The organism is Pseudomonas reidholzensis (assembly GCF_900536025.1).
GTDB classification, from domain to species: domain Bacteria; phylum Pseudomonadota; class Gammaproteobacteria; order Pseudomonadales; family Pseudomonadaceae; genus Aquipseudomonas; species Aquipseudomonas reidholzensis.
This window is the reverse complement of sequence record NZ_UNOZ01000007.1, coordinates 16,731-43,338: the sequence shown is the minus strand read 5'-3', so window position 1 is coordinate 43,338 and position 26,608 is coordinate 16,731. Positions and strand designations below refer to the sequence as shown.

At 65.6% G+C, this 26,608-nt stretch carries 24 protein-coding genes; 13 read left to right on the top strand and 11 right to left on the bottom strand.

What is annotated here, in order from left to right; translation table 11 throughout:
- Positions 1–337 precede the first annotated feature (337 nt).
- A complete protein-coding gene (locus CCOS865_RS05935; protein WP_119138831.1) occupies positions 338–2,446 on the top strand; it encodes a molybdopterin oxidoreductase family protein in 2,109 nt (702 codons plus the stop codon).
- Between the two features lie 919 nt (positions 2,447–3,365).
- Here CCOS865_RS05935 and CCOS865_RS05930 read toward each other — a convergent pair.
- A complete protein-coding gene (locus CCOS865_RS05930) occupies positions 3,366–4,115 on the bottom strand; it encodes a FadR/GntR family transcriptional regulator (RefSeq protein WP_119138829.1) in 750 nt (249 codons plus the stop codon).
- A gap of 226 nt (positions 4,116–4,341) precedes the next feature.
- Between CCOS865_RS05930 and CCOS865_RS05925 the strand changes: the two genes are divergently transcribed.
- The 3 genes from CCOS865_RS05925 to CCOS865_RS05915 all read left to right on the top strand — a co-directional run bounded on the left by CCOS865_RS05925 (position 4,342) and on the right by CCOS865_RS05915 (position 6,502).
- Positions 4,342–4,671 carry a hypothetical protein gene (locus CCOS865_RS05925; protein WP_119138827.1) on the top strand — a complete coding sequence of 110 codons (330 nt, stop codon included), beginning with the start codon at positions 4,342–4,344 and terminating at the stop codon, positions 4,669–4,671.
- Between the two features lie 172 nt (positions 4,672–4,843).
- The gene (locus tag CCOS865_RS05920) at positions 4,844–5,515 is read left to right on the top strand and encodes a class I SAM-dependent methyltransferase (RefSeq protein WP_119138825.1); all 672 of its coding nucleotides are present in this window, start codon (positions 4,844–4,846) and stop codon (positions 5,513–5,515) included.
- A 102-nt stretch (positions 5,516–5,617) separates the two neighbouring features.
- On the top strand, positions 5,618–6,502 hold the full coding sequence (locus tag CCOS865_RS05915; protein ID WP_119138823.1) for a DMT family transporter: 885 nt from the start codon (positions 5,618–5,620) through the stop codon (positions 6,500–6,502).
- A gap of 8 nt (positions 6,503–6,510) precedes the next feature.
- Here the strand turns inward: CCOS865_RS05915 and CCOS865_RS05910 are convergent, their stop codons facing one another.
- Entirely contained in the window at positions 6,511–7,401 is an 891-nt protein-coding gene (locus CCOS865_RS05910; RefSeq protein ID WP_119138821.1) for an NHL repeat-containing protein, read from the bottom strand.
- 207 nt (positions 7,402–7,608) lie between these two features.
- Here CCOS865_RS05910 and CCOS865_RS05905 point away from each other — a divergent pair, with 207 nt between their 5' ends.
- The 5 genes from CCOS865_RS05905 (at position 7,609) to panB (ending at position 13,070) form a co-directional block, all read left to right on the top strand.
- Complete coding sequence (locus tag CCOS865_RS05905) at positions 7,609–8,589, top strand: aliphatic sulfonate ABC transporter substrate-binding protein (RefSeq protein ID WP_119138819.1); 981 nt, start codon at positions 7,609–7,611, stop codon at positions 8,587–8,589.
- Between the two features lie 29 nt (positions 8,590–8,618).
- Positions 8,619–9,983 carry an LLM class flavin-dependent oxidoreductase gene (locus CCOS865_RS05900; protein WP_119138817.1) on the top strand — a complete coding sequence of 455 codons (1,365 nt, stop codon included), beginning with the start codon at positions 8,619–8,621 and terminating at the stop codon, positions 9,981–9,983.
- Positions 9,984–10,116: 133 nt separating this feature from the next.
- Positions 10,117–10,953, top strand: a complete 837-nt coding sequence (locus CCOS865_RS05895; protein ID WP_119138815.1) for a bifunctional allantoicase/(S)-ureidoglycine aminohydrolase — start codon at positions 10,117–10,119, stop codon at positions 10,951–10,953.
- Between the two features lie 90 nt (positions 10,954–11,043).
- The gene (locus tag CCOS865_RS05890) at positions 11,044–11,649 is read left to right on the top strand and encodes an START domain-containing protein (protein ID WP_119138813.1); all 606 of its coding nucleotides are present in this window, start codon (positions 11,044–11,046) and stop codon (positions 11,647–11,649) included.
- Between the two features lie 605 nt (positions 11,650–12,254).
- Positions 12,255–13,070: a 3-methyl-2-oxobutanoate hydroxymethyltransferase gene (gene panB, locus CCOS865_RS05885; RefSeq protein WP_119138811.1), complete on the top strand. Its 816-nt coding sequence runs from the start codon at positions 12,255–12,257 to the stop codon at positions 13,068–13,070.
- On the opposite strand, the gene CCOS865_RS05880 is transcribed toward panB, so the two are convergent.
- A complete protein-coding gene (locus CCOS865_RS05880; RefSeq protein ID WP_119138809.1) occupies positions 13,058–14,467 on the bottom strand; it encodes an aminotransferase-like domain-containing protein in 1,410 nt (469 codons plus the stop codon). The two genes, panB and CCOS865_RS05880, sit on opposite strands and share 13 nt — an antisense overlap.
- A gap of 241 nt (positions 14,468–14,708) precedes the next feature.
- Between CCOS865_RS05880 and CCOS865_RS05875 the strand changes: the two genes are divergently transcribed.
- Both CCOS865_RS05875 and CCOS865_RS05870 read left to right on the top strand, forming a co-directional pair.
- Entirely contained in the window at positions 14,709–14,996 is a 288-nt protein-coding gene (locus CCOS865_RS05875; protein WP_119138807.1) for a hypothetical protein, read from the top strand.
- Positions 14,997–15,083: 87 nt separating this feature from the next.
- On the top strand, positions 15,084–15,698 hold the full coding sequence (locus CCOS865_RS05870) for a Yip1 family protein (RefSeq protein ID WP_119138805.1): 615 nt from the start codon (positions 15,084–15,086) through the stop codon (positions 15,696–15,698).
- Between the two features lie 34 nt (positions 15,699–15,732).
- Here CCOS865_RS05870 and CCOS865_RS05865 read toward each other — a convergent pair whose 3' ends face one another.
- From CCOS865_RS05865 to CCOS865_RS05850, 4 genes are all read right to left on the bottom strand, one after another.
- A complete protein-coding gene (locus CCOS865_RS05865; protein ID WP_119138797.1) occupies positions 15,733–15,999 on the bottom strand; it encodes a DUF1652 domain-containing protein in 267 nt (88 codons plus the stop codon).
- A 239-nt stretch (positions 16,000–16,238) separates the two neighbouring features.
- Positions 16,239–17,126 carry a pirin family protein gene (locus CCOS865_RS05860; RefSeq protein WP_119138795.1) on the bottom strand — a complete coding sequence of 296 codons (888 nt, stop codon included), beginning with the start codon at positions 17,124–17,126 and terminating at the stop codon, positions 16,239–16,241.
- 109 nt (positions 17,127–17,235) lie between these two features.
- The gene (locus CCOS865_RS05855) at positions 17,236–18,546 is read right to left on the bottom strand and encodes an LLM class flavin-dependent oxidoreductase (RefSeq protein WP_119138793.1); all 1,311 of its coding nucleotides are present in this window, start codon (positions 18,544–18,546) and stop codon (positions 17,236–17,238) included.
- Positions 18,547–18,595: 49 nt separating this feature from the next.
- Complete coding sequence (locus tag CCOS865_RS05850) at positions 18,596–19,555, bottom strand: ABC transporter substrate-binding protein (RefSeq protein WP_119138791.1); 960 nt, start codon at positions 19,553–19,555, stop codon at positions 18,596–18,598.
- A 364-nt stretch (positions 19,556–19,919) separates the two neighbouring features.
- On the opposite strand from CCOS865_RS05850, the gene CCOS865_RS05845 reads away from it, so the two are divergent.
- Both CCOS865_RS05845 and CCOS865_RS05840 read left to right on the top strand, forming a co-directional pair.
- Positions 19,920–20,528 carry a cysteine dioxygenase family protein gene (locus CCOS865_RS05845; RefSeq protein WP_119138789.1) on the top strand — a complete coding sequence of 203 codons (609 nt, stop codon included), beginning with the start codon at positions 19,920–19,922 and terminating at the stop codon, positions 20,526–20,528.
- Positions 20,525–22,114 (top strand): rhodanese-related sulfurtransferase, encoded by a 1,590-nt coding sequence (locus CCOS865_RS05840; RefSeq protein WP_119138787.1) that lies wholly within the window; start codon positions 20,525–20,527, stop codon positions 22,112–22,114. Before CCOS865_RS05845 ends, CCOS865_RS05840 begins: the two co-directional genes overlap by 4 nt.
- A gap of 119 nt (positions 22,115–22,233) precedes the next feature.
- On the opposite strand, the gene CCOS865_RS05835 is transcribed toward CCOS865_RS05840, so the two are convergent.
- From CCOS865_RS05835 to CCOS865_RS05820, 4 genes are all read right to left on the bottom strand, one after another.
- A complete protein-coding gene (locus CCOS865_RS05835) occupies positions 22,234–22,479 on the bottom strand; it encodes a hypothetical protein (protein ID WP_119138785.1) in 246 nt (81 codons plus the stop codon).
- A 124-nt stretch (positions 22,480–22,603) separates the two neighbouring features.
- On the bottom strand, positions 22,604–25,000 hold the full coding sequence (locus CCOS865_RS05830) for a TonB-dependent receptor (protein WP_119138783.1): 2,397 nt from the start codon (positions 24,998–25,000) through the stop codon (positions 22,604–22,606).
- A gap of 67 nt (positions 25,001–25,067) precedes the next feature.
- On the bottom strand, positions 25,068–26,015 hold the full coding sequence (locus CCOS865_RS05825; protein ID WP_119138781.1) for a FecR domain-containing protein: 948 nt from the start codon (positions 26,013–26,015) through the stop codon (positions 25,068–25,070).
- Positions 26,012–26,527: a sigma-70 family RNA polymerase sigma factor gene (locus CCOS865_RS05820; protein ID WP_119138779.1), complete on the bottom strand. Its 516-nt coding sequence runs from the start codon at positions 26,525–26,527 to the stop codon at positions 26,012–26,014. Before CCOS865_RS05820 ends, CCOS865_RS05825 begins: the two co-directional genes overlap by 4 nt.
- Between the last annotated feature and the right edge of the window lie 81 nt (positions 26,528–26,608).

Genomic DNA, 26,608 nt, shown 5'->3' with positions numbered 1-26,608 from the left:
TGCAGGTCGACCGTAGGGTTTAATTGACAACGGGAGTGACCTGCGGCGTAAGCCGCACGGGGCGGACGAAATAGGGGAAAGGCGCAATACTATAATTAAATGTCGCCTGAAACCAAGAGGGCAAACCACGTCTCTGTATCAACGGGTGTCGTAAGCCACTGGTCTTGTACTGTTTTTTATTTACTACAGCGGTTGTACACGGCTCGCAGGGGCGTTGGCAAACCCCCGGTCGCGAATCGTCCGCCTGATGTCGGGTAATTCATGGCGCGAAGCCCAGTGGCCTGTGCCTGGGGGCTGGCGCATAGTCGAAGCTCCCGAACACCTGGCAGAGGCGGCCATGTCCACGACCCTGCATCACCGAGCCTGTCACCTGTGCGAGGCCATCTGCGGCCTGAACATCGAAGTGGTCCATGAAGCCGACGGCCGGGCACGCATCGCCTCGATCAAGGGCGACCCGCAAGACCCGTTCAGCCGTGGCCATGTCTGCCCCAAGGCGGTCGCGCTGCAGGACATCCAGGACGACCCCGATCGGCTGCGCCAGCCGCACCGGCGGGTCGGCGAGCAGTGGCAGCCGATTGGCTGGGACGAGGCGTTCGCCCTGGCGGCGGACAAGCTCTGGAGCGTCCAGCAGGCCCACGGGCGCAATGCGGTGGCGGTGTACCAGGGCAACCCCAGCGTGCACAACTATGGGCTGATGACCCACAGCAACTATTTCCTTGGCCTGCTCAAGACCCGCAACCGCTTTTCCGCCACCTCGGTGGACCAGCTGCCCCAGCACCTGACCAGCTACCTGATGTACGGCCACGGCCTGCTGTTGCCGATCCCGGACATCGACCACACCGACTTCATGCTGATCCTGGGTGGCAATCCGCTCGCCTCGAACGGCAGCATCATGACCGTGCCAGACGTCGAAAAGCGCCTCAAGGCCCTGCGCGCGCGGGGCGGGCGGCTGGTGGTGATCGACCCGCGGCGCAGTGAAACCGCCGCCATGGCCGACCAGCACCTGTTCATCCGCCCGGGCGGCGATGCTGCGTTGCTCTGCGCCATGCTCAACACCCTGTTCGACGAGGGCCTGGCCAAGGGCTCGCACCTGCCGGTGAATGGCCTGGAGCAGGTGCGGGCCGCCATCGCGCCGTTCAGCGCCGAACGCATGAGCCCGCAGTGTGGCGTAGCGGCAGAAGACATCCGCCAGCTGGCCCGGCAGTTTGCCGCCGCCGAGCGCGCCGTCTGCTACGGGCGCATGGGCGTCTCGACCCAGGCCTTCGGCAGCCTCTGCCATTGGCTGGTGCAACTGCTCAACCTGGTCACCGGCAACCTCGACCGCGAGGGCGGGGCGCTGTGCACCGAGCCTGCCGTCGACCTGGTGGCAACGACCTCGGGTGGGCATTTCAATGCCTGGCAGAGCCGCGTGTCGGGCTTGCCGGAGTACGCCGGCGAGCTGCCGGTGGCGGCCCTGGCCGAAGAGCTGCTGCAGCCGGGGCAAGGGCAGGTGCGGGCGCTGGTGACCGTGGCGGGTAACCCGGTGCTGTCGACGCCCAATGGCCGGCAGCTGGAGCAGGGCCTGCAGGGGCTGGAGTTCATGCTCAGCATCGACCTGTACATCAATGAAACCACCCGCCATGCCGACCTGATCCTGCCGTCCACCTCGGCCCTGGAAAACGATCACTACGACACCACGTTCAATTTGCTGGCGGTGCGCAATGTCACGCGCTTCAACCGGGCGATCCTGGCCAAGCCCAAGGGCGCGCTGCATGACTGGGAGATTTTCGTCGGCTTGGCGCACGCCTTTGCCCAGCGCGCGCAGCTGGAGCTGAAGCCCACCGTGGCGCCCGCGCAGATGATCGACCTGGCCTTGCGCAACGGCGCTTATGGCCAGGCGTCGCCCTGGCGGTTGTCGCTGGAGACGCTCGACGGGCATCCCCACGGGCTGGACCTCGGCCCGTTGCGGCCCAACCTGGCCGCACGCCTGCGCACCCCTGGCCAGGCAATCGAAGCGGCGCCGCAGGTGCTCCTCGATGACCTGCGCCGGCTGGCCGAACAGGCACCGCCGATTGCCGGGGAATTACTCTTGATCGGCCGCCGGCATGTGCGCAGCAACAACTCCTGGATGCACAACTTCCATCGGTTGGTGAAGGGCAAGCCACGGCACCAGTTGCTGATGCACCCGGCGGACCTGCAGCAGCGTCAGCTGACCGATGGCCAATGGGTCCGGATCCGCTCGCGCACCGGGGTAGTCGAGGTGCAGGTGCAGGCCAGCGAAGACATGATGCCCGGCGTGGTCAGCCTGCCGCATGGCTATGGGCATGGGCGCCAGGGCGCGCGCTTGCAGATCGCCGATGCCCAGCCTGGGGTGAGTGCCAATGACCTCACCGATGAGCACCTGCGCGATGCCGTGTCGGGCAATGCGGCGTTGAATGGGGTGCCGGTGCACGTAGAGGCGGCCTGAAGCGACGTGTTGCTCATGCCGCCCTCTCCGACCGGTCCGGCGCCCCGGCAAGGCCGCTTCCACGCCGACCGCGTGATGCCCATGTTTTTACGTGTGTTCGGTGTAGAGGCGTTGGGCTTTTTGGGGCTTATCCATTCGATGTGGTGGTGCTGATGGCCCCTTCCGCCCTTACGGCGGGTCACTTTTTTTCTTGGAAAAAAGTAACCAAAAACCGCCGGCTCCCACATCCGGCCCTCCGCTGCGCTGCGGGTTCCCTCACTCCGGCCTTGCTCCCGCGAGGACCGGGCTGGACGGGCCTTCCTGGCCCGCAGCCCTTGCCGGCCATCCATGGCCGTCACCTCGCTCCGCAAGACCTCCGTTCGGCCTCCTGAGGTCGCCAAGTTAGGGGTGGCGCCTGGGCTGGCTTTATCTTCGATAGTGGCAATGGTGGTGGATAGCTTGGCCTCTTCGCGGGTTTACCCGCGAAGAGGCCGGCACTGCCAATACAAATTCTGGCGCTGACGCGCTGTACCGCCCTTATAAACAAGCGAGAGCGCAGCGATTCGCCAGCCGTTGCCCTGGCCCTTGATCTGGCCTTTGATCTGGCTCGTGATCTTGATCTACCGCGACTTCAGGAGGCCGAACGGAGGTCTTGCGAAGCGAGGTGACGGCCAGGAAGGCCGGCAAGGGCTGCGGGCCAGGAAGGCCCGTACAGCCCGGTCCTCGCGGGAGCAAGACCGGAGTGAGGGAACCCGCAGCGCAGCGAAGGGCCGGATGTAGGAGCCAAGACCTTTTGGTTACTTTTGGCTGGGCCGGCACACCGGGCGTTTGCCAAAAGTGACCCGCCGTAAAGGCGGAAGGGGCCGGCAGCCGCGTCACAACGATCGGATATGCTCGATAATCGAAACGCACCAACGCCAGCACCCACAACCAAGAAATATCAGGCCCCCTGCGCCTCAGCAGCCTCATGCGCCTGACGCAGGCGCTCACGGCTGTTGGCCAGGTGCATGCGCATGGCCATCTTCGCCCCTTCGCTATCCCGCCGCGCAATCGCCTCGTAGATCGCCTCATGCTCATGGCTCAACCGGCTCATGTAATGCGCCTGGTCATCATGCGCCAACCGCGCCGAATTCAACCGCGTGCGCGGGATGATGCTGGTCCCCAGGTGGTTGATGATGTCGGCAAAGTAGTGGTTGCCACTGGCCTGAGCGATGCGCAGGTGGAACTGGAAGTCCGCCGACACCGCATCGGACGCATGCGCAACGCCCTCGTTGAGCTCGTCCAGCGCCGCACGCATGCCCGCCAGCTGCTCATCATCACGTCGCTGCGCGGCAAGCCCCGCCGACTCGATTTCCAGCGCGATGCGCAACTCCAGTACCGAGAGCACCTCGCGCAGGGTCACCACGGTCGCCGGATCGATGCGGAAACCACCGCCCGCCGGCGCATCCAGCACAAACGTGCCGATGCCGTGACGGGTCTCTACCTGGCCGGCCGCCTGCAGCCGGGAGATCGCCTCACGCACCACGGTGCGGCTGACGCCTTCCTCGCCCATGATCTGCGACTCGGTCGGCAACTTGTCGCCCGGCTTGAGCTGACCGCTACGGATCCGTTCGGTCAGCACCGCGACCAGTTCCTGGGCCAGACTGCGCGGCTTGCGCCGCGCCTTTGGCTGTACCTGCTGCTCTGTCATTGCCTTGTGTTTCACCTTGAAAGACAAGCGTCATGATAGCGCAAGCAGTTGTACGATCACATACATCCGCTACGGTTTTTGTCAAAGCGCCGCGGTCGGTGAGCCCACCCGAGCCCGGGCGTAGCCTGGCATTCGCCTGTAACACGCTTTGACGGCAAATTGCTGGCCCCCAAGTCTTTTGCGCGAAGGCAAACTTCGTTTCCCTTCATAAGCTTAGGACAGCATCATGCGGGTTTTTCTAGCAACCATGGCCGGCTGCCTGCTGGCCACGCTCGCCGTTGGCGCCCAGGCCCGGGCACTGAGCCAGAACGATCGCCATGTCTGTGGCTGGGGCGCGCAGATTGCCGCCGAGGCGCAGCAGGCCAAGCTCTCCGGGGTCAACCTGTACGCCACGCGCAAGCGCCTGCAGGCACGCAAGTTCGCCAAGCCGTGGATGCGCATGACCGCCTTCGGGATCACCGAACAGACCTACAACAGCCGCTCGCGGCTGAAGCCCGCAGCGATCAAGCAGACCTACTACGAGCAGTGTGTGCAGCATGCTGCAGCCAAGCGATAAATACTTTAATAACAGTCAGTTATCAAACTAATTGAATTTTATTTAGAGATTAACTCGTGCATCGCGCGAGCCCTCCAGAAGCGGGCCGGGCCGCTTCTACAGGGTCCCACCCAGCCTTCATCCGGCCCGTGGTACGCCTATGCTTGCATACACCCGTTCCCGGAGCCCAACCATGTCCTCCCCCGAAACCACCCTGTTGCACAGCTGGCAGCACAACGCCGAGGCCTGGATCGAGGCCGTCCGCACGGGGGCCATCGAAAGCCGACGTCAGGTCACCGACCAGGCGATCCTGCTGGCGATCCTCGGCCGCCAACCGGACCGCGTCCTGGACCTCGGTTGCGGCGAGGGCTGGCTGTTGCGCGCCCTGGAAGACCGTGGCATCGAGGCCACCGGCGTGGACGGCGATGCAACGCTGGTGGAGGCCGCCCGGGCAGCAGGTTCGCGCCAGGTCCAGCTGGCCAGCTACGCGCAACTGGCAGCGGCCCAGGTGAATATTGGCAAGGGCTATGACCTGATCTGCGCCAACTTCGCTCTGCTCCACCAGGACATCATCCCCCTGCTCGGCGCCCTGCACGGGCTGCTGGCCCCGGGCGGTGCGCTGCTGCTCCAGACCTTGCACCCCTGGAGCACGGCCGATGGCGACTACCAGGATGGCTGGCGGGAAGAAACCTTTGCCGGTTTTGCCGGGCAATGGCAGCCGATGCCGTGGTACTTCCGCACCTTGTCCAGTTGGCTCACCGCGCTGGACATGGCCGGGTTCAGGCTGACCAGCCTGCAAGAGCCACAGCACCCGCAAAGCGCCGTACCCCAGTCCTTGCTGATGATCGCCGAAGCGCAGGTTTGAGCGTTACAACGTCAGCGCTGGAAAGACGCCCCGAGCGGTTGCTCTGACGCCCCGCTTGCCGCTAGCCTGCGTACCCTCCTGCAGCAGACGGACCCTGCCCCCATGCAACCGCGCGACGTCACCGCCTATTCATTCCTGGCCATCGCCTGGGGCTTTTCCTTCCTGGTGGTGCTCAAGGTGGTCCACGCGTTCGGCTGGGTCGGCGCCGTCAGCCTGCGCGCGCTGATCGCCGGGGGCACCTTGGCGCTGCTCGCCGCCGCGCTGGGCCGCCGTCTGCGCCTGCGGCCCCTGCTGAAACCGCTGGTGATCGTCGGCGCGACCACGGTGGCGGGCCAGTTGATCGGCCTGTCCTACTCGACGCCGCGCATCGGCACGGCCATGGCGGCGATCTTCGTCGCCAGCATCCCGTTGTTCTCGATGATCATCGGACGCGTCTGGGGCCTGGAGAAGATCACCCTGACAGGGCTAGTGGGCCTGTTGCTGGGCTTCGTCGGCATCATCATGCTGATCGGCTTTCCGGCCCAGGCGGTTACCGAGGGGTTTGTCCACGGCTGCCTCGCGGCGCTGTTTGGCTGCCTGTGCGCGGCCTTTGGCAGCAATTACGCCAGCCTGCACCTGCGCGGGCAGGACCCTTGGACGGTGACCGGCGGCGCGTTTCTCGCCGGTGGCCTGCTGACTTTGCCCCTGCTCTGGGTGGTGCCGGTGCCGAGCCTGCCGCTCCTGAGCGACTGGCTTTACCTGCTGCTCAGCGGCGCGGTGATGAGCGCCACCACCTACGTGCTGTATTTCGGCCTGGTGGCGCGGATTGGCGCGACCCGCGCGATCAGCGTCGAGTTCGTGGTGACGCTGGTGGCGGTGCTGGTGGGGGCGCTGTTTCTCGGGGAGACGCTGAGCACCTTGCAGGTACTCGGCGGCCTGGTGATCCTGGTTGGCTGCATGCTCGGCCTGGGCCTGCTGCCAGGCCGCTCGCGGCGTCTGCCGAGCTGATCAGCAGGCTAGCGCGGCTCGACCTGGGCCGTCTGCGGCTCGGCAGGCGGGGTCAGTTGCAAGACCCGATTACGGCCGCCTTCGGCCAGCAGATACCCGCCCTTGCCATCGGCGACGATTGCCTGCGGGGCCTTGAGGAAGGTCAGCATGGTATGCCGCTGGCCCTCCCCGTCGATGCGCAGCAAACGCGCACGATGGGTAGAGTCTTCGCTGATCCACAGGCCGCGCTGATCGCACATCAGAAAGGTCGGGTTGCGCAGGTTGTCGACCACGATCGGGTCCTGGCCGTCATCGCTGAGCGCGCGGATGCGCCCCTCGGCTTTCTCGGTGTAGAGCAGACGGCCATCGTTGCAGCGGGTCAGGCCTTCGGTTTCGCTGAGGCCTGAGCGCAACACATCGAGCTGGCCGGTGTGCCAGTGGTACCGCATCAGGCGGCCATTGCCGCGGCGGTCTTCGATGGCATACAGGTAGTCGCCGTCATTCCACAGGCCTTGCACGCTCTCCCCCTCGAACAGCGGCGTGACCTGGCCATCGCGCTGCAGGCTGACCGGCGCCCGGCCGCCCTCCTGGCTGAAGACCCAGCCGCCCTCGACGGCGACCATGCCATCAGGCTTGGACAAGCCCTCGACCAGCACCACCCGGTCGCCTTGCGCGGTGATCTTGAGAATGCTGCCGCGGCCGTCGTCCAGCTCGCGACTGACCAGCAGGCTGCCGTCGGCCAGCGGCAGCAGCGAGGCGGCCTTGGCGATCGACGTGTGCAACACCTTGACCTGCCAGCCCTGGCTGGCCTGGACGGGATAGAAGCTCTGCCAGGCGAAAAAGCCCAGCGCGCCGACCACCACCGCGGCGGTCGTGCCCAACAGGATTCGGACACCCCGCATGCGTAAAACCTGCACCATCCAATGACTCCTCTGAGTGGCGGCGATCCTAGCAAGAGGATGTGAAAAAAATGTCGTGGATGGCTGTCGGCCATCACGCGGCAATCACACAAAAGGATATAAAAAGAACAAAACATTCTAACCAAATGGAATTAAAAAATTGAAAGCACTGCGCCATCTCCTTACGCTGGATCCCACCATTCCAGTCCTGCTCCAGGAGCGCTCCCCGTGCCTAAACGTGCCTTCTCCCCCCTTCGTCGCCTGCTCCTCGGCGGCCTCCTGGCCAGCGTTGCCAGCGCCCTGCTGCCGTGGTCGAACGCCATTGCCGAGGATGCCAAGACCCTGCGCATCGGTTACCAGAAGTTCAACAGTGTGAACATCCTCAAGGGCAGCGGCGCGCTGGAGAAAGCCCTCGCCCAGCAAGGGGTGAAAGTCAGCTGGCACGAGTTTGCCGCCGGCCCGCAGTTGCTCGAAGCCCTGAGCACCGGCGCCATCGACCTCGGCCACGCCGCCGACGCGCCGTCGGTGTTCGCCCAGGCCGCCGGCAAGCCGGTGGTCTACCTGGCCGCCGAACAACCCTACCCACGCGGCATCGGCCTGGTGGTGCGCGAGCAGGACCACATCGCCAGCGTGCAGGACCTCAAGGGCAAGCGCGTCGCCACCGGACGTGGCTGGAACGCCCAGTACCTGCTGGCCGTGGCGCTGCAGCAAGCCGGCCTGAGCTATCAGGACATCACCCCCGCCTACGTCAACAATGCCGCCGACGCGGTGGCCGCACTGCAGTCGGGCAGCGTCCAGGCCTCGACCCTGTGGGACCCGTTCCTCGCCGCCGCCGAAGCCCAGCCAGGCCTGAAAAACCTGCGCGATGGCAGCGGCCTGACCAACAACCGCACCTTCTACCTCTCTACCGCCAGCTTTGCCGACCAGCACCGCGAGTGGCTCAAGACCTTCTTCAGCGAGCTGTCCAAGGTCAGCCAGTGGGCCAACGCGAAGCCGGCCGAAGTGGCCAGCCTGCTCGCGCCGCAACTGGGCATCAACGCCAGCGTGCTGGAAGTGGCCAGCGAACGCCGCAACTACAACGCCGTGGCCATCACCCCGCAGATCGTCGCCGAGCAGCAGAAGCTGGCCGACACCTTCCAGGGCCTTGGGCTGATCCCGCACAAGCTCAGCGTGGCTGACGCCGTCTACCCGACCGCCGTGCTGCCCTGACCCACGCCCTGAGCCCAAGGATGCCCCGCATGCCGCGCCCGATCCGCTTCAACGCCTTCAGCATGAACGCCGCCAGCCACCAGTCCCCCGGCCTCTGGCGCCACCCGCGCAACACCAGCGTGGCGTTCAATCGCCTGGACTACTGGACCGACCTGGCGCGCCTGCTCGAACGCGGCCTGTTCGACGCCCTGTTCATCGCCGACGTGCTGGGCATCTACGACGTCTACCAGGGCGGCCCTGACGCAGCCCTGCGCGGCGGCGTGCAGGTGCCGGTCAACGACCCGCTGCTGCTGGTCCCGGCGATGGCCGGGGTAACCGAGCACCTGGGCTTTGGCGTGACCTTTTCACTCACCTATGAACACCCGTATCCGTTCGCCCGGCGCATGTCGACCCTCGACCACCTGAGCAACGGGCGGGTCGGCTGGAACATCGTCACCGGCTACCTGGACAGCGCCGCGCGCAACCTCGGCCTGGACCACCAGCTCGGCCACGACCAGCGTTATGACCTGGCCGACGAGTACCTCGAGGTGCTCTACAAGCTCTGGGAAAAAAGCTGGGACGACGACGCGGTGCTGCTCGAACGTGACAGCGGGCGCTACATCGAGCCGTCGCGGGTGCACCCGATCAAGCATGCCGGCAAGCACTTCCAGGTGCCCGGCATGCACCTGTGCCAACCGTCACCGCAGCGCACCCCGGTGCTGTTCCAGGCCGGCGCCTCGGCGCGGGGCCAAGCGTTTGCCGCGCAACACGCCGAGTGCGTGTTCATCAGCGGCCCGTCGCCTGCGGTGCTGCGCCGCTATGCCGACGGCGTGCGCCAGGCCAGCGAGGCAGCCGGACGTGGCCGCGACGAGGTGTTGATCTACGCCCAGGCGCTGCTGATCGTCGGTGACACAAGCGAGGAGGCCGAAGCACGGTTTGCCGAATACCGCCGCTATGCCGACCTCGACGCGGCGCTGGCCCTGCTCTCTGGCTGGACCGGCATCGACTTTGCCGGCCTCGACCCGGAGGCGCCGATCGAATACGTCGAGAACGACGCCGGCCGCGCGGCGCTGGCAGCCTTTACCGCCGCCGACCCGAACCGTCGCTGGAGCGTGCGCGAGGCCGCCGAGTTCGTCGGCCTGGGCGGGCGTGGGCCGGTACTGGTGGGCTCGGCGAGTGACATCGCCGACCAGTTGGAGGTATGGCTCGACCAGACCGGCATCGACGGTTTCAACCTGACCTACGCCGTGCAACCGGACGACCTGCGCAACGTCGTCGAGCTGCTGGTGCCCGAGCTGCAACGGCGTGGCCGCTATCCCCAGGCCTATGAGGACGGCACCTTGCGCCACAAGTTGTTCGGCCAGGGCGATCGCTTGCCCGAGCAGCACGCCGGGCGCCAGGTTCGCATTCAGTAAGTAAATACCGGGTATTTCAACATTTAATTTGTGGATGGCCGTGCACGGACCCTATCCTGTCCGTGCATCCCCTGCGGCGCACCGGCCGGTGCGGTTTCCGGCACGGGGAGAGAACAACAAGTCGAGACTGTCCATGTCGAATCATTCCTACTTCGCCCCCCACGGTGGGCACCCGGCTCAAACCGAGCTGCTGACTGACCGTGCCATGTTCACCGAAGCCTATGCCGTCATCCCCAAGGGCGTGATGCGTGACATCGTCACCAGCCACCTGCCGTTCTGGGACAAGATGCGCATGTGGGTCATCGCCCGCCCGCTGACCGGTTTCGCCGAGACCTTCTCGCAGTACATCGTCGAAGTCGCCCCGGAAGGCGGCAGCGAGCGTCCTGAGATGGACGCCAACGCCGAAGCCGTGCTGTTCGTGGTCGAGGGTGAACTCGACATCACCCTGGAAGGCAACAACCACACCCTGAGCCCAGGCGGCTATGCCTTTATTGCCCCGGGCGCCGACTGGAGCCTGCGCAACCGCAGCCAGGCCAACGTCACCTTCCACTGGCTGCGCAAGCACTACCAGAAGGTCGAAGGCCTGGACCTGCCGCAATCGTTCGTCACCCACCGCGACAAGGCTCAGGTCATCGAGATGCCGGGCACCGACGGCGCCTGGAAGACCACCCGCTTCGTCGACATGGCCGACATGCGCCACGACATGCACGTCAACATCGTCACCTTCCAGCCGGGCGGCGTGATCCCGTTCGCTGAAACCCACGTCATGGAACACGGCCTGTATGTGCTGGAAGGCAAGGCGGTGTACCGCCTCAACCAGGACTGGGTCGAGGTCGAGGCCGGCGACTTCATGTGGCTGCGCGCGTTCTGCCCACAGGCTTGCTACTCCGGCGGCCCGGGCCCGTTCAGCTACCTGCTGTACAAGGACGTCAACCGCCACGTGCACCTGACCCTCAACCCTAAGCGTTGAGCCCAGGCTGATGTTCGCGAGCCCGCCTTGATGGCGGGCTTTGCGTTTCTGGCCATACTGGATTGATCTCCTCGTTCAGCGACCCTGCCCATGCCCCCTGCCCGCCTGCTGGTTGCCTTGCTGTTGCTGCTGCCGCTGAGCGTGCGCGCGGACGGTGACTGGCGTCTGGCGCATAAGGAGGACGGCATCGATGTCTACCTGAGCGGGGTCGAGCGTTCGGCGTACCAGCGGTTTCGTGGGGTGACTCGGATCAAGGCCAGCGTGCGGACGCTGGTGGACTTGCAGGAGAACCTGCGGGTGGCGTGCAAATGGCTGTACGCGTGTGCCGAGATGCGGCTGCTGGAGGTCGAGGGCGACAGTACCTGGGTGTACCTGACTACCGATCTGCCGTGGCCTGCGCAGGCGCGTGACATGGTGCTGAGGGTGCGCAGTGAGCGGCTGGGCGATGGCACGCTGGTGCGTCATCTGAGTGCCGAGCCGGGGAGGCTGGCGGTGGTGCCGGGGTTGATTCGGGTCAGGCGGTTGCAGGGGCAGTGGGTCATGCGGCCGCTGGGGGAGCGGGAGACTGAGGTGACCTATGAGCTGCAGGCTGATCCGGCGGGGGATGTGCCGGGGTGGTTGGCTAATCGGTTTGTGGTGGATGCGCCGGTGGTGACGCTGAAGACCTTGCGGGCGGTGGCTGAGCGGCAGCCTTGAGGTTGGGTTGGGTTCGCGAGCTTATCCGATTGATGTGGGGCGGCCACTGGCCCCTTCCGCCCTTACGGCGGGTCACTTTTTTTCTTGGAAAAAAGTAACCAAAAACCGTTTGCTCCTACATACGGCCCTTCGCTGCGCTACGGGTTCCCTCACTCCGGTCTTGCTCCCGCGAGGACCGCGCCGGACGGGCCTTCCTGGCCCGCGGCGCTTGCCGGCCATCCATGGCCGTCACCTCGCTTCGCAAGACCTCCGTTCGGCCTCCTGAAGTCGCAGTAGATCAAGATCACCAGCCAGATCAACAGCCAGATCAACATCTGGATCAAGTACGGATCAACTGCGGATCAACTGACGGATCAAGATCGAGCGCGGGGGCATAGACGGCCTGTAGGAGCGGGCTTGCCCGCGATGGGGGCCGAGTTTTCTACGTATCTGGGTCGCTTTTTGGTGGGGATCTGTGCATTGAGCTTTGGGCGGGAAGTCTAATAATCAGGGCTTCTTTGCCTGGATGATGAACGCATTATGGAAGACGTTAACTGCTCGATACGCGCGCTCGGGAATAGTCATGTGGAGGGCGTGCTGGGCGCTTCACCTCGTTGGAGCCACCCATGAGTACCCACATCCGCAACCGACGACTGACGGTACCGCAGTTGGTGGCCATGAAGGGGCGGCAGAAGATCGTTTCGCTGACGGCGTACTCCAGCGCGATCGCCAGGGTGATCGACCCTTTGGTCGACTTCATTCTCGTCGGTGACTCGACCGCGATGGTGGGCTACGGTCGGGCATCCACCCTTGGCATGCGCCTGGACGAGACCATCGCCCATACCCGCGCGGTGGTCGACAGCACGCGGCTGGCCTGCGTGATTGCCGACATGCCGTTTGGTAGCTACCAGGAATCCCATGAGCAGGCGTTTCGCAATTGCGCCCAGGTGCTTGCGCTCACCGGCTGTGACGCCGTCAAGCTGGAGGCTAACCAGGCGCTGGCCAGTACTGTGGAGTTCCTCGTTGCACGGGGTATACCGGTGATGGCGCATATCGGCCTGATGCCGCAATTCGTCAATGTCATGGGCGGCTACAAGGCTCAAGGGCTGTGTGCCGAGAGCAGCGCTGCGCTGCGCGCCGATGCCCGCGCCACCTTGCAGGCGGGCGCCTTTGGCCTGTTGCTCGAAGGGGTGGCCGAGCCGGTGGCCCGGGCCATCACCGAGGCCACCGACAAGCCCACCATCGGTATCGGCGCCTCGCCGGCCTGCGATGGCCAGATACTGGTCACCGAGGACGTGCTGGGGCTTGGAGGGGAGCACGTGCCGCGCTTCGTCAAGCAATATGCCGATGTCGCACAGGTTATCAGCGAGGCCTGCGCACGCTTTGGCGAGGAGGTACGCGATGGCACCTTCCCCGAGATGCGCCACTGTTACGGGGTTTGAGCTTCGGCCTGGATCGCCTTGACCAACTGTTGCAACGCCTGGGGGATGTCCTTTCTCCAGTCCAGCGTATAGCTCAGACGCAAGTGGCTGCGCCAAAGGCCACGCAGGCTGAAGATCTCCCCGGGGGCAATCACGATGCGCTGGGCCAGCAGGCGCTCGAAGACCCGGCGCATGTCTACCGGCCGGGTCGCTTCCAGCCATAACCCTGCCCCACCCTGCGCCGCGACGATGCGCAGGCAGCCCTGGCCATGGGCCTCCAGCAGCGCCTGCAGGTGCTGCATACGCGCGTGCAATGTGGCCCGCAGCTTGCGCACATGCTGCTCGACCCGCCGCGAGGTGAACAACTTGGCGATGGCCTTCTGGCGGATCGGCGACAGGCGAAAGGCGCGCTCCAGAAACAATCGCTGCAACGGCTCGGTGTGCCGCTGGCAGAGCAGGTAGCCATACGGCGCTTCCGCGCCCATCACCTTGTCGAACGTCGCGAACACCAGCAGCCGATCAGGGTCGGCATAGTCACGATAGCGCGGCACCGAGTCGTCGAAACAGAGCTCGCCGTAGCCATCGTTCTCGAACAACCACACATCACCTTCAGCCAGCCAGGCGCAGATCTGCTGCTTGTCAGCGGCCGGCATCACACCGCCCTGCGGCACGTTGGTCGCCGACGACAGCACCGCCAAACGCACGGGCGCGGTGCTCAGCACCTGCTGAAGCTGTGGCAGGTCGAAACGGCCGTCCTCGCCCAGGGGCATTTCGATGATGGTCATGCGTGCGGCCTGCAGCTGCCTGAGCACCGCCCAGTTGCAAGGGGACTCGACCAACGCCACCTCGCCTTCCAGGCCAAGGGCGCGAAGCGACAGCTCGAGCACACTGCGCAGGTCCGCGCCGATGAACACATGCTCGGCCTGCCAGTAACGCTGCGCCGGGCGGGTGTAACGGTCGGCCAGCACACTGCGCAGTTCGGGTTCGCCAAAGGGCTGGTAGAGCGGCGTGGGGGAACGCGGGTATTGGCGCGCCAGCTCGCGCTCGATCATCAGCAAGGGTTGCTCCAGTGACAGCAGCATCGCCGGGGCGTCACTGCTCAAGGCCAGCATGCCAGGCTGGCGAGCACTGGCGAACACCGTGTCGAGCAAGCTCGACAAGCGCTCTGCGGGTGGAGAATGGGCGCTGACGCGGGTGAAATAGCCAAGCTTGGGGCGCGCATACACCCGTCCTTGGTCTTCGAGCAGCGAATACGCGTACTTGGTGCTCGATACGGAGACGCCCAACCGCTGGGCAAGCTGGCGCAACGAAGGCAAGCGCTGCTCCACGTCGCCAGGCGCTGCCTCGATACGGTCGAGCAGGTAACGGTAGACGGCCTGGTAGGTGTAGCCAGGTTTGTTGTTGGTAGTGGCATCCATAGGCACGCGTCACTCGTGAAAACCAGCGCATTGACCCGTGCATCGAAGACTGAGCGCAGGTCATGTTCAACGAGGCACCGAGACTAGAGGCCTGCCCGCGTGGGCGCAACGCCAAGACGCTAGCCGCAGCAACGATTTTTTGAACAATGGCCATCGGCAAGCTTCAAACAGGTGATATCCGCCCCCTTTAACAGGAGCCGCCGATGGACCCGCCGCATTGCGCAGGTTTGCGCCAGCAGCCATGAAGAGCCGCTACAAGGCGTCCAGCGCCTGCCTCGAGCTGGATTTCGTCCGCGACACGTTTCTCGGGCCAGTGGCCCAGCGCGTCGAATGCCATGTCCAGCTCGCTGCCATCACGCTGCGCGGCTGCCCTGCACTGCGCCTGCACGTGTCCCCGCCGCTGCCGGCCAAGCTCGAGCGCGCCCACAGTGTCGCGTTTACCTGGGATGGCCGCAGTTATCGCGGTGTGGTCCGCGACCACGGCACCTGCGGCGATGGCGGGCTCAACCTGCTGCTCGAGCTGCAATGAAGCGATCGATGGCGGCGAAATAAGCTGAACCCACCGCCAACCGCGCTTCTCCATTGAAAAGAGGCCTTCGGCCTCGAGGAGAACGCCATGAACAGCCCCTTGCTCAAGCTTTTCATCCACCCTGCCGACGCCTGGCTGGATATCCGCCATGCCGAAGAAGCCCACCCACAACACTACCTGCCGCGCCTGCTGGCGATGGCGTTGATCCCGGCGCTGTGCCTGTTCGTCGGCACCACCCAGTTCGGCTGGAGCCTGGCAGGGGAAGAACGCGTGCGCCTGAGCCTGGCCAGCGCAGCGCAACTGTCCGGCCTGCTGTATGCGACCACGGTGGCAGGGGTCATGCTCATGGGGGTGATGATTCGCTGGATGTCGCGCGGCTTCGATGCGCAACCCACGCTTAGCCAGTCCATCGGCTTTGCCGCCTATTGCGCCACACCCTGGTTCGTCGCCGGCGTCGTGGGCCTGGTACCGATGCGCTGGCTGGCCGTCTGCGCGCTGGGGGTCGCCTCAGCCTATGCGACGGTGCTGCTGTACGGCGGGCTGCAGACCTTCCTGCGCCTGCGCAAGGAGCAGGCGATGTTGTTCGCGACCTGCGTGTGGGGCGTGGGCCTGCTGCTGATGGTGACCATCCTGGTGTCGATGATCCTGTTCTGGTCGAACGGTTTGATGCCGGAATACGTGCGCCCGGCCAGCCTTGGCTAACCGGGCACCGCTAAGGCAAGCAAGGCACCGGCGATCAGGCGATCGCCCTTGCTGCGCTGACGTGATGCGCCAGGCGCTGCTCTGCGCGCAACTGAGCGACCAGCCCGACCAGGTCACGGCAGCTGTTCAGGCTGTCGATCGGCACATCGGTCAGGGTCACGCAATCCATCAGGCTTTGCCCTTCGCCCAGACGAATCGTCAGGTTGGCGCCATCTGGGCAACTCACCTCGCACCGATCAGGCAGGCAGGCCTGTTCGATGATCTGCCGCATTTCCAGCATCGAAACACCAATCAACGACATGGTACGACCCTCTCTTGTCAGGATGGCCTGTTATGTGTGATACCGCCGTCTGGGGCGAGAAGCCAATTGATATTGCGCATGCCGCAGCGCTGGCCCATTCGCCAAGGCAATCTACGCGCAAACAGTCCTCTAGCACCTTAGTGGAAGATCATGGGCATGCCCCGACCGTTCGGTCGGCGCCCGGACTGATGCGACAGGCGGTCCGAACTACAGGCTGGCAAGCCGGGAGCGCCTGCACGTCAGTGACGTGCGCCCTCCTCGCTGCCAGTCATCTGGCCGAAGCGGCCGGCATGGAAATCGTCGAACGACTCGGCGATTTCAGCCTGGCTGTTCATCACGAACGGGCCATAACCGACGATAGGCTCGTCGATCGGTTCGCCACTGAGCACCAGCAGCACGGCATCGTCCAGCGCCTCCACCTGCACCTGCTCACCCGCGCGGTCGAGCAGCACCAGGCTGGCGGGCCCGGCGTCACGCTCAGCGTTGACCCGCACGTTGCCCTGCAGCACCACCAACGCGGCGTTACGGCCCTCGGCGACCGGCAGTTGCAGGTTGGCGCCGGCGTTCAATTTCAGGTCCCAGACGTCCATCGCGGTAAAGGTCCGCGCGGGGCCAGCGTGGCCCTGGTAGGAGCCCGCGATCACCCGCAGGGTCCCAGCCTCATCGGCCAGCGGCAGCACCGGGATGTCGTTCGCCAGCAAGGTCTGATAACCGGCGGCGGCACGTTTGTCACGGGCCGGCAGGTTCACCCACAGCTGGACCATCTCCAGCGTCCCACCGCTGCGGGCGAAGGCCGGCGAATGAAACTCTTCATGGATGATGCCATTGGCTGCAGTCATCCACTGCACGTCACCGGGGCCGATCAGCCCGCCCGCGCCCGTGGAGTCGCGGTGTTCCAGCTCGCCCTGGTAGACGATGGTGACGGTCTCGAAGCCGCGGTGCGGGTGCTGGCCGACGCCACGGCGGGCGCCGGTCGGGGTGAATTCATGTGGCCCGGCGTAGTCCAGCAGCAGGAACGGGCTGATGTGCTTGGCCAGGTGGTCATAGGTGAACAGGCTACGCACCGGGAAGCCGTCGCCTACCCAGTGCGCATTGGGGTTCTGGTGGATACCCAGGATCTTTTTCATGAGAAGTCTCCTCTCTTGGCTGGGTATCACCTTACCTATGGTGTCAATGTTGCGGTAGAGGGGGTAAATGGCACTGTTTGTTCCATCCATAGAACGCCGCCGGCGAACGCTAGCGTTCGATCTCCAGCCCCAGGCTCTCACGCAGGGTGGTGCCTTCATAGGCCGTCCGGTAGACCCCACGCGCCTGCAACAGGGGCACCACTTCTGTGGTGAAGCGCTTGAACTGCTCGGGATGGCCCAGGTAGATGTTGTAGCCATCCAGCGCCCGCGCCTCGAACCACTCGGTCATCTTCGCCGCCACCGTTTCAGCCGAGCCGACAAACGCGCCCGGACGCAGCTGACGGCCGAACTCGACCGCCTGGCGCAAGCTGAAGCCCTGCTCCCGTGCCTGGTCGGCAATCCGTTTGGCATTGGTGAAGAAGCTGCTGCGCGCAGCCTCCAGGCTCTCCTGCGGGAATGGCGCATCGAGGTCGTACTGGCTGAAGTCATGCCAGCCGAAATTGCGCCCGAACTCCTTCAGCGCCAGCTCGAAGCTGTGGTCGAGCTGGTGGTAATGCCGCTCGATCTCGCGCGCCTGCTCGTCGGTATCGCCGACGTAGATTTCCGCCCCCGGCAACACCAGCAACTGCTCGGGGTCGCGCCCCAGCCGCTCGGCGCGGCCTTTGACGTCGCGGTAGAACGCCTGGCCCTGCTCGATGCTCGCGGCATGGGTGAAGATCACGTCGGCCGTGGCCGCACCCAGCGCACGGCCCTGTTCGGAGTCGCCGGCCTGGAAGATCACCGGCTGGCCCTGCGGTGAGCGCTGGATGTTCAGCGGCCCGACCACCGAAAAATGCTCGCCCTTGTGCTCCAGCGCATGCAGCTTGGCCGGGTCGAGGAAGCGGCCCGTGGCGCGGTCCCGCGGGAACGCATCGGCCTCGTAGGAGTGCCACAACCCCTGCACCACCTTCACGTGCTCCTCGGCGCGGGCGTAGCGGGTGTCGTAGTCGTAGTGCTCGTCACGCCCGTAGTTACCGGCCGTGCCGGCGTCGCCGCTGGTGACCACGTTCCAGCCGGCGCGGCCCTTGCTGATCAGGTCCAGCGAAGCCAGCCGCCGGGCGACGTTGTAGGGTTCGTTATACGAGGTGGTCAGGGTGCCGACCAGGCCGATATGACGCGTGCTCACGGCCAGCGCCGAGAGCAGGGTCAGCGGCTCCAGCCGGTTGAGGTAATGCGACGGCGAACCGGGGGTGATGAACTGGCTGTCGACGATGAACATCAGGTCGAACAGCGCCGCCTCGGCCTGCCGGGCGATGTCGAGGTACCAGTCGATATTGACGCTGGCGTCGGCCGGCAGCTGCGGGTCGAGCCACAGGTTGTGCCGGCCTGGGCCGCCACAACCCATGGTCAGGGCGCCCAGTTTGATCTGTCGGTTGTTCATGTGCGAACGGCTCCTGCAATGTGCTTCGATGTGCCCGGGCGCAATGCGCTCACGGCGTGACCTGGGCCGTTGCCGGCTGCAGCGCGGCGGCGAACGAGGTGTCGAACAGGCTGGCGGCAGGATAGGACTTGATCAGGCCGAGGCCGGCGAAGAAGTCCACGGTCTTCTGTGCATCGGCGATCACCTGCGGGTTGAGCGCGGCGACATCGGTGCGCGCGCGGGCGAACCAGACGCGGGCAATGTCGGCGTCGGCGCGGGTGCGCTTGGCCCAGGCGTCAGCGTAGGCCTCGGTGTTGGCCGGATCGTTGAGGGTCCAGTCACGGGCCTTTTTCAGGCGCTGGAGAAAGTCGTTGATCTGCGCGCGCTTGTCGTCCACCGCCTTGCTGTTGGCCACCACGAAACTCTGCGCCGGGATCAGCCCCTCTGCCGTGGCCAGCACCCGCGCACCCTGGCGCTCTTGCTGGGTGACATAGGGCTCCCAGGTGGCGATCACGTCCACCGAGCCGCCATCCAGTGCATGCGAGGCGTCCAGTGCGCTGAGGTAACGCAGCTCCAGCGCGTCACGCGGCACCTTGGCTTTGTCCAGCGCGGCGAACAGCAACTGCTGGCTCCACGAGCCCTTCCAGATCGCCGCGCGCTTGCCGCGCAGGTCTTCGAGGCTATGAATGTCGGAGTCCTTGCGCGCCAGGATGGCCACCCCGCCAAGGTTCTGCCGGGTGACCGCAATCACCTTGATCGGCGCGCCGAGGGCGCCGAGAAACAGCGGCGGCGCATCGCCGAGCAGGCCGATGTCGAGGCTGCCGACGTTGAGCGCCTCGGCGACCGGGGAGCCGGCGGTGAATTGCTTCCACTCGAGAGTATAAGGCAGGTCGTCGAGGACCCCGGCGGCTTCCATCACTGCACGGGTATTGAAGCTCTGGTCACCGACCACCAGGGTCTGCGCCGCAGCGGCGGCAAAGCTCAGGGAGCCGGCCAGCACGCCGGCGGCCAATTGTTTGATGTAGCGCACGTTCGTCTCCAGATGCCCACTTGGGGCACATCAGGCCGATCCGCACGTGCGGTCTCGTCGCAAAAAAGGGGTTGAAGCTCAGGGGTTGCACGCGACGACTTGGGCGCGGTCAACGGGATCAGTTCGCGGCATTGCTCATGCCTTTTGAATCTAAATAAATCAATGCTTATAAGCTAACGATTTGAGCAAGGCCTGTGAAATTCGTTTTAGGCATAACCTAATGCCTACGACGGGCGTCGATTTGAAAACAGAACGAGATCCGTGTAAATGCATTATTTGCATATTAGCTTATGCTGATTTTGCATTTTGAGAATATACAAGCAGTTGCTAGGGTGGTCATCAACCGTTAGCCCGAGCCTGAACCATGAGCCAACCTTTACGCCTGGAGCGCCTGCGCCACTTCATCGGCGCGCTGTCCGACCTGGTCGAGCAACACCCCGACGAAGCCACCCTGCTCGACCGTGGCCAGGGCCTGCTGCGCAGCCTGGTCGCCCACGATGACTGGTTGCCCGACGTGCTCGCCCAGCCCGACCCCAACCGCTACCAGCAGTACCTGCTGCACTGCGACTCGCAGCAGCGCTTCTCGGTGGTCAGCTTTGTCTGGGGCCCCGGCCAGCGCACACCGATCCACGACCACCGGGTCTGGGGCCTGATCGGCATGTTGCGCGGCGCCGAGTACTCACAGGGCTTCGAGCGCAATGCCGAGGGTGTTCTGCTGCCCGCCGGCGAGCCGGTGCGCCTCGAGCCAGGCCATGTGGAAGCGGTGTCACCGCGCATTGGCGATGTGCACCAGGTCAGCAACGCCTTCGACGACCAGGTGTCGATCAGCATTCACGTCTACGGCGCCAACATCGGTGCGGTCAAGCGCGCCGTGTTTACCGAAGATGGCACCGAAAAGCCGTTCATTTCCGGCTACTCCAATACCCTTCTGCCCAATATCTGGGACTTGTCCAAAGAGAATCCTGCCCCATGAGCACAGTCACTACCCGTCGTTTTCAGGATATCCGCAGTGCCTTGCTCGCCCAGGAAGAGCTGGCCCTGATCGATGTGCGCGAGGAAGACCCGTTCGCCCAGGCCCACCCGCTGTTCGCCGCGAATATCCCGCTGTCGAAGCTGGAGCTGGAAATCTTCGCCCGCGTACCGCGCCGCGACACCCGCGTCACGGTCTACGATGACGGTGAAGGCCTGGCCAGTGTCGCCGCCGAGCGCCTGCTGGCGCTGGGGTACAGCGATGTGGCGTTGCTTGAAGGTGGCCTGGCCGGTTGGCGCGAGGCCGGCGGCGAGCTGTTCCGCGACGTCAACGTACCGAGCAAGGCCTTTGGCGAACTGGTCGAAAGCGTGCGCCACACGCCGTCGCTGGCAGCCGAAGAGGTCCAGGCGCTGCTCGATGCCAAGGCCGATGTGGTGGTGCTCGATGCGCGCCGCTTCGATGAATACCAGACCATGAGCATCCCCGGCGGGATCAGCGTACCGGGCGCAGAACTGGTGCTGCGCGTGGCCGAACTGGCGCCCGACCCGAGCACCCAGGTCATCGTCAACTGTGCCGGCCGCACCCGCAGCATCATCGGCACCCAATCGCTGGTCAACGCCGGCATCAAGAACCCGGTGGCGGCGCTGCGCAATGGCACCATCGGCTGGACCCTGGCCGGCCAGCAGCTTGCTCACGGCCAGCAGCAGCGCTTTGCCGAAGTGTCTGACAGCACCCGTGAAAACGCCGCACAGCAGGCCCGCCAAGTGGCTGACCAGGCCGGCGTGCTGCGCCTGGACCGCGAGGGCCTGGGTGCCTGGCAGGCGGAAACCGCCCGCACCACCTACCTGTTCGATGTACGCACGCCCGAGGAATACCTCGCAGGCCACCTGCCGGGTAGCCGCTCGGTGCCTGGCGGTCAGCTGGTGCAGGAAACCGACCATGTCGCCAGTGTGCGCGGGGCGCGGATCGTCCTGGTCGATGACGACGGCGTGCGCGCCAATATGAGCGCGTCCTGGCTGGCCCAGCTGGGCTGGCAGGTGGCCGTGTTGGACGGCGTATCGGCGAGCGACTTCAGTGAGCACGGCGAGTGGCAGGCGCCCTTGCCTGCCCTGCCGCAGGTCACCGAAATCGGCGTACAGCAACTGCAGGCCTGGCTCGACGAAGCCGGCACGGTGGTGCTCGACTTCACCGCCAGTGCCAACTACGTCAAGCGCCACATCCCCGGCGCGCACTGGGCGATTCGTGCACAGTTGCCGGCCGCGCTGGAACACCTGCCGGTGGCCGAGCGCTATGTGCTGACCTGTGGCAGCAGCCTGTTGGCACGCTTTGCCGCGGTCGACCTGCAGGCGCTGACGCGCAAGCCGGTGTACCTGCTCGAAGGCGGCACCGCACGCTGGATCGCCGCGGACCTGCCGCTGGAGAGCGGCGAAACGCACCTTGCCGCGCCGCGTACCGACCGTTACCGTCGGCCGTACGAAGGCACCGATAACCCGCGCGAAGCGATGCAGGGCTACCTGGACTGGGAGTTCGGTCTGATTGCCCAGCTGGAGCGCGATGGCACCCACGGGTTCCGGGTCCTGCAAGGCTGAGCAGGCGCTGCGCCGCGCCTGTCACGGCCAGGCCGGTGTGTATCGGGGCGGCCATGCAGCCCCGATACCTCACGTGCGCACACCCAGGGCGGGGGTAGCACCCGCACACCGTTCAGGGCTTACTCAAACTCGATATTGGCCATGATACAGTCGTCTCCCACATGCTTGTAGCCAGACACACAGGGCATCCCCACGATGGGGACAATGCCCCGTGTCTGGAAGCGCGGCGGTGCCGCAGGCGCACTGGTGTCAGCCTCCATAGCCGGCTCCGCGGCATCGCGTTGCATGGGCCTCATGGTGTCCGATTGCTGGGCTTGTGCCAGGCCAGCGAAGGCAAACAGTGCAGCTAGCAGGATGGTTTTCATGGTTGTGTCTCCCTTGAGTGGCGGCTGCTCAATCCGCCTTCGATAGAGCCCGACCCACACTACCCACTGTCCAGGCTGGAAAGCGGCTGGAACAGCTGCCTGCGGTCCTCGCACTACCGGTGGGTCAGAACCCCACAGTCGCCGACACCAGCCAGGTCCTTGGCGTGGACAAGGTCAGGCCGGTCGCCGTGCCCTCTGGCACATTGGCCGAAGCCCAATACGCGGTGTCCAGCACGTTCTCGACGCTGGCACGCAGGGTCACGTCCTTGCCACCCAGCTTCAGCGCATAGCGTGCACCCAGGTCATAGCGCTGCCAGGCATCGGCCTTCTGCTGGTTGGCCGCGTCCAGGTACTGGCTACCGGTATGGATCGCCCGGGCGCTCAGGGTCAGCCCTTGAACCACAGGCAGGTCCCACTCCACCCCCAGGTTGGCGTTGACGATCGGCGCACCGATGGCACGATTGCCATCAAAGCGCCCGTCCGCGGTGCGCGTCTGTTCGGCGTCCAGCAACATCGCCCCGCCAAGCACCCGCACGCCTGCCAGCGGTTCGCCGAACAGGTTCAGCTCCACGCCCTGGTTGCGCTGCTCACCGTCGGCGCGCAGGTTGTTCTGGGCGTCGGTGTAGTACGACGGTTTGTCGATGCGGAACACGCTGAGCGTGGCACTGAAGCTGCCCAGGTCGTACTTGGCGCCGGCCTCGACCTGTTTGCTGCGATACGGCGCAAACACCTTGTTGGCGTTGGCCGCGGTTTCTGGCGCGACCTGGCCCTGGGTCAGGCCTTCCATGTAGTTGAAGTACAGCGACAGCCGCTCGCTGGTGCGCCAGACCAGGCCCAGTGCTGGCGAGGTGGCGCGCTCGTCGTAGACCTGGTCGGCCTCGCCCGGCGCCGAACTGTCGACCTCGACCCGCTGCAACCGCGCGCCGAGCGTCAACAGCACGCTGTCGTCGGCAAAGCTCAAGGTGTCGGCCACGGCCAGGCTGGAGAGCACGCTCTCGGTGTGGGTGGGGGTGTCGGGCTGGGTCGGCGTACCCGGCGGCGCCAGCGCCAGCGGATCGTAGAGGTTGCTGATGCCGTTGGCGTAGCGCGCGCCGCTGTTGTCGAAGGTCATGTCGAAGCGGTTGAGGCTGACGTTGAGGGTGTGCCCCACCGCGCCGGTGCTGAACCAGCTGCGGGCACCAATGGTAGCCGTGCGCACCTCCTCCTCGCGCTGGAAGGCACGCGGGCTGACGGTGAAACGCCCGCTGTCGTTGGCCACCACCACCGCGTGCCGGAGGAAGTCATAGTCGCCCTTGCGCGCACCGACCGCGCCGTAGACCATCCAGCTGTCACTCAGGTCGTATTCGCCGCGCAAGGCGCCAAAGGTGTCCTTGGCCCGGGAATAGGTCCAGGGCTGGGCAAAGTTGTGCTGCACATCTTCTGCGTCCGGCACTTTTACGCCCGCCGCAAGCCCCACCCGCTCCATGGGCGCATCGACATCGCGCGCCTGATGGCCGACATCCAGCGACAGCCGGGTACGCTCGCCGCGCAGGTCCAGGCCCAGCACCGAGGCCTCGCGCTCTACACGCTGGTGGTCCCACTCGGTATCGCCAGCCTGGCGCACGCCGTTGAAGCGCAGGCCAAAGCGCTGCTCAGGGCCAAACCTGCGGCCAATGTCGACATGCCCACCGCCCTGCCCGGCCGAGGCATACAGCGCGGTGAACTCGGTGATCGGCGCATCGGTGGCGCGCTTGGGCTCGATGTTCACCCCGCCGCCGACGCTGCCGTTGGGGGCCAGGCCGCCGAGCAAGGCGCCCGGCCCCTTGAGGATATCGACCCGCTCGACCATCTCCATGTCGATCGAATAGGTCGGCAGCACGCCATACAGGCCGCCGTAGGCGACGTCGCTGTTGTACAGGCTGAAACCGCGCACCGAAAACTGCTCGAAGCGCCCGCCGGAGGGGTTGGTGGTGCGCACTGAGGGGTCGTTGGCCACGGCGTCGGCCAAGGTCCTGGCCTGCTGGTTCTGCAGCACCTCGCGGGTGTACGAAGTCATGTTGAACGGCGTTTCCATGTAGTCGCGCTCACCCAGCATGCCCAGCTTGCCACGCCGCGCCACTTGCCCGCCGGCATAGACGTCGCTGCCGCCCCCTGCGCCCTGGCCATTGATGGTGGTGCTCGGCAGCACATGTGCCGGGTCATCCTGCTCGGCTTCGCGCAACAGCGTGTAGCTGCCGCGCCCCGCAGGCTGCAGCACCAGCCCGGAGCCGCGGAGCAAGGCATTGAAGCCCTCCTCGACGGCGAACTCGCCGCTCAGCCCGGCGCTGCTGCGGCCGGCCACCAACTGCGGGTCCAGCGACAGGCTGACCCCGGCCTCGCCGGCAAAGCGGGTCAAGGCGGCGCTCAGGCTGCCGGCCGGGACCTGATAGCTGCGCCGTGGCGCGTCCTCGGCCCAGCCGGTGCCGGGCAGCCCCAGCGCCAGCAGCAGGCCGGCGCGCAGCAGTTGGACCGAAAGGGGGCGAAGCTTGGGGGTGGACGACATCCGCAGCACTCTTGTTTTGGGTAGGAATGCAACGAATGACAAGCGAGCCGGACAAAGGGGACAGCACTCAGGCAATATTTTTGCGCGGCGTCAGGGCGACCCAGTAGCGCGTGCGGTAGTGCACCTGCAACGGCAGGCTGGCGGCCAGCAGCGCGAGGATCCGGTCACTGTCGTCGAGCTGGAAGGTGCCGGTCACCGCCAGCCGTTCCAGCGCCGGGTCCCAGCGCACCAGCCCGGGGCGGTAGCGGTCGAGTTCACGAAGGAAGTCGCCCAAGGGTTGGTTGTCGACGATCAGCAGGCCCTGCCGCCAGCCCGGCAGCTGCGCATCGAAGCGTTGCAGCGCGCCGCTTGCGCCAGCCGAGATCAATACGCGCTGGCCCGCCTGCAAGGTCAATGCACCGCCCTGCAGCGGGCGCAGGCTGACCTCGCCTTCCGTGACGGAAACCAGGCAGCCCTGCGCCAGCGTGCGCACACAGAAGCTCGCACGCGTTGCCAGCACCCGGCCTTGCGAGGTCTGCACCTGCAGCGGCGCAACGCTGTCGAGGGCGATCTCGCCCTCGAGCAATCGCACCTGGTGGCGCCCTTCGCGGATGTCGAGGTCTACCGCGCTGGCGGTGTTGAGTTGCAGGCGACTGCCATCGGCCAGCTGGATCGCCCGGCGCTCGCCGGTGGCGGTGCGCAAGTCGGCGCGCCAGCGTTGCATGGGCAGTTGCTGATAGCCGAGCCAGGCGAGCGGCGCCAGGGTGCCCAGCGCCAGCGCCTGGCCAAGCAGCTTGCGCCGCTGCGGATCGGGCCGGTCGAGGCAGGCCACGGCCAACGGCGCGGGGACACCGGCAAAGCGCTGGCGCAGTGTTTCGGCCTTTTGCCACAGCGCTTCATGGGCACTGCTGCGGGCACGCCAACTGGCCAGTGCCGCAGCGCGTTCAGCATCCAGCTCGCCGGCGTCCTGCAGCGCCAGCCACTGCGCGGCCTCACGGGCAAGCTGGCGCGCCTGGCGATCGACCTGGGCGCTCACAGTTCCACCAGCAGGCAGTGTTCGTAGGCCTTGGCCATGTAGCGTTTGACGGTGCGCTCGCTCACGTTCAGGCGTGCGCCGATGGTGGCGTAGTCGATGCCTTCCAGCTGCGACCAGAGAAACGCCTGGCGCACCGGCCGTGGCAGGCCGTCGAGCAACTCATCCAGCGCGTACAGGGTTTCCAGCAGCAGCCAGCGTTGCTCGGGCGATGGCGCGACCTGCTCGGGCAGATTAGCCAAGGCGTCCAGGTAGGCACGTTCGAGGCTGCGGCGTTGGTAGTGGTTGATCAGCAGGCGTTTGCCCACCGTCAGCAGGTAGGCGCGCGGTTCGCGCAGACTGGGCAAGCTGTGCGTCTGCTGGGCAGCGAGTACGCGGACGAAGGTGTCCTGGGCCAGGTCGGCGGCCTCCCAGCGGTCGCCCAGGCGACGGCTGAGCCAGCTTTCAAGCCAGCTGCGGTGGTCACGGTAGAGGGTGCTGAGGCAGGCTTCGGGTGCCGCGGCGGAGTCAGGCATTCGGAGGCACGCTGGGGCTGGCGATATGAATGAGAGTGATTCTAATTGCTTCTTGTGCCAGCGCCAATAGCCTGCTTTGAA

Excerpts from the sequence above, each read along its gene's own strand:
- CCOS865_RS05935 (WP_119138831.1), top strand. The coding sequence starts at position 338 with ATGTCCACGACCCTGCATCACCGAGCCTGTCACCTGTGCGAGGCCATC.
- CCOS865_RS05930 (WP_119138829.1), bottom strand. The coding sequence starts at position 4,115 with ATGACAGAGCAGCAGGTACAGCCAAAGGCGCGGCGCAAGCCGCGCAGT.
- CCOS865_RS05925 (WP_119138827.1), top strand. The coding sequence starts at position 4,342 with ATGCGGGTTTTTCTAGCAACCATGGCCGGCTGCCTGCTGGCCACGCTC.
- CCOS865_RS05920 (WP_119138825.1), top strand. The coding sequence starts at position 4,844 with ATGTCCTCCCCCGAAACCACCCTGTTGCACAGCTGGCAGCACAACGCC.
- CCOS865_RS05915 (WP_119138823.1), top strand. The coding sequence starts at position 5,618 with ATGCAACCGCGCGACGTCACCGCCTATTCATTCCTGGCCATCGCCTGG.
- CCOS865_RS05910 (WP_119138821.1), bottom strand. The coding sequence starts at position 7,401 with ATGGTGCAGGTTTTACGCATGCGGGGTGTCCGAATCCTGTTGGGCACG.
- CCOS865_RS05900 (WP_119138817.1), top strand. The coding sequence starts at position 8,619 with ATGCCGCGCCCGATCCGCTTCAACGCCTTCAGCATGAACGCCGCCAGC.
- CCOS865_RS05895 (WP_119138815.1), top strand. The coding sequence starts at position 10,117 with ATGTCGAATCATTCCTACTTCGCCCCCCACGGTGGGCACCCGGCTCAA.
- CCOS865_RS05890 (WP_119138813.1), top strand. The coding sequence starts at position 11,044 with ATGCCCCCTGCCCGCCTGCTGGTTGCCTTGCTGTTGCTGCTGCCGCTG.
- panB (WP_119138811.1), top strand. The coding sequence starts at position 12,255 with ATGAGTACCCACATCCGCAACCGACGACTGACGGTACCGCAGTTGGTG.
- CCOS865_RS05880 (WP_119138809.1), bottom strand. The coding sequence starts at position 14,467 with ATGGATGCCACTACCAACAACAAACCTGGCTACACCTACCAGGCCGTC.
- CCOS865_RS05875 (WP_119138807.1), top strand. The coding sequence starts at position 14,709 with ATGAAGAGCCGCTACAAGGCGTCCAGCGCCTGCCTCGAGCTGGATTTC.
- CCOS865_RS05870 (WP_119138805.1), top strand. The coding sequence starts at position 15,084 with ATGAACAGCCCCTTGCTCAAGCTTTTCATCCACCCTGCCGACGCCTGG.
- CCOS865_RS05865 (WP_119138797.1), bottom strand. The coding sequence starts at position 15,999 with ATGTCGTTGATTGGTGTTTCGATGCTGGAAATGCGGCAGATCATCGAA.
- CCOS865_RS05860 (WP_119138795.1), bottom strand. The coding sequence starts at position 17,126 with ATGAAAAAGATCCTGGGTATCCACCAGAACCCCAATGCGCACTGGGTA.
- CCOS865_RS05855 (WP_119138793.1), bottom strand. The coding sequence starts at position 18,546 with ATGAACAACCGACAGATCAAACTGGGCGCCCTGACCATGGGTTGTGGC.
- CCOS865_RS05845 (WP_119138789.1), top strand. The coding sequence starts at position 19,920 with ATGAGCCAACCTTTACGCCTGGAGCGCCTGCGCCACTTCATCGGCGCG.
- CCOS865_RS05840 (WP_119138787.1), top strand. The coding sequence starts at position 20,525 with ATGAGCACAGTCACTACCCGTCGTTTTCAGGATATCCGCAGTGCCTTG.
- CCOS865_RS05835 (WP_119138785.1), bottom strand. The coding sequence starts at position 22,479 with ATGAAAACCATCCTGCTAGCTGCACTGTTTGCCTTCGCTGGCCTGGCA.
- CCOS865_RS05830 (WP_119138783.1), bottom strand. The coding sequence starts at position 25,000 with ATGTCGTCCACCCCCAAGCTTCGCCCCCTTTCGGTCCAACTGCTGCGC.
- CCOS865_RS05820 (WP_119138779.1), bottom strand. The coding sequence starts at position 26,527 with ATGCCTGACTCCGCCGCGGCACCCGAAGCCTGCCTCAGCACCCTCTAC.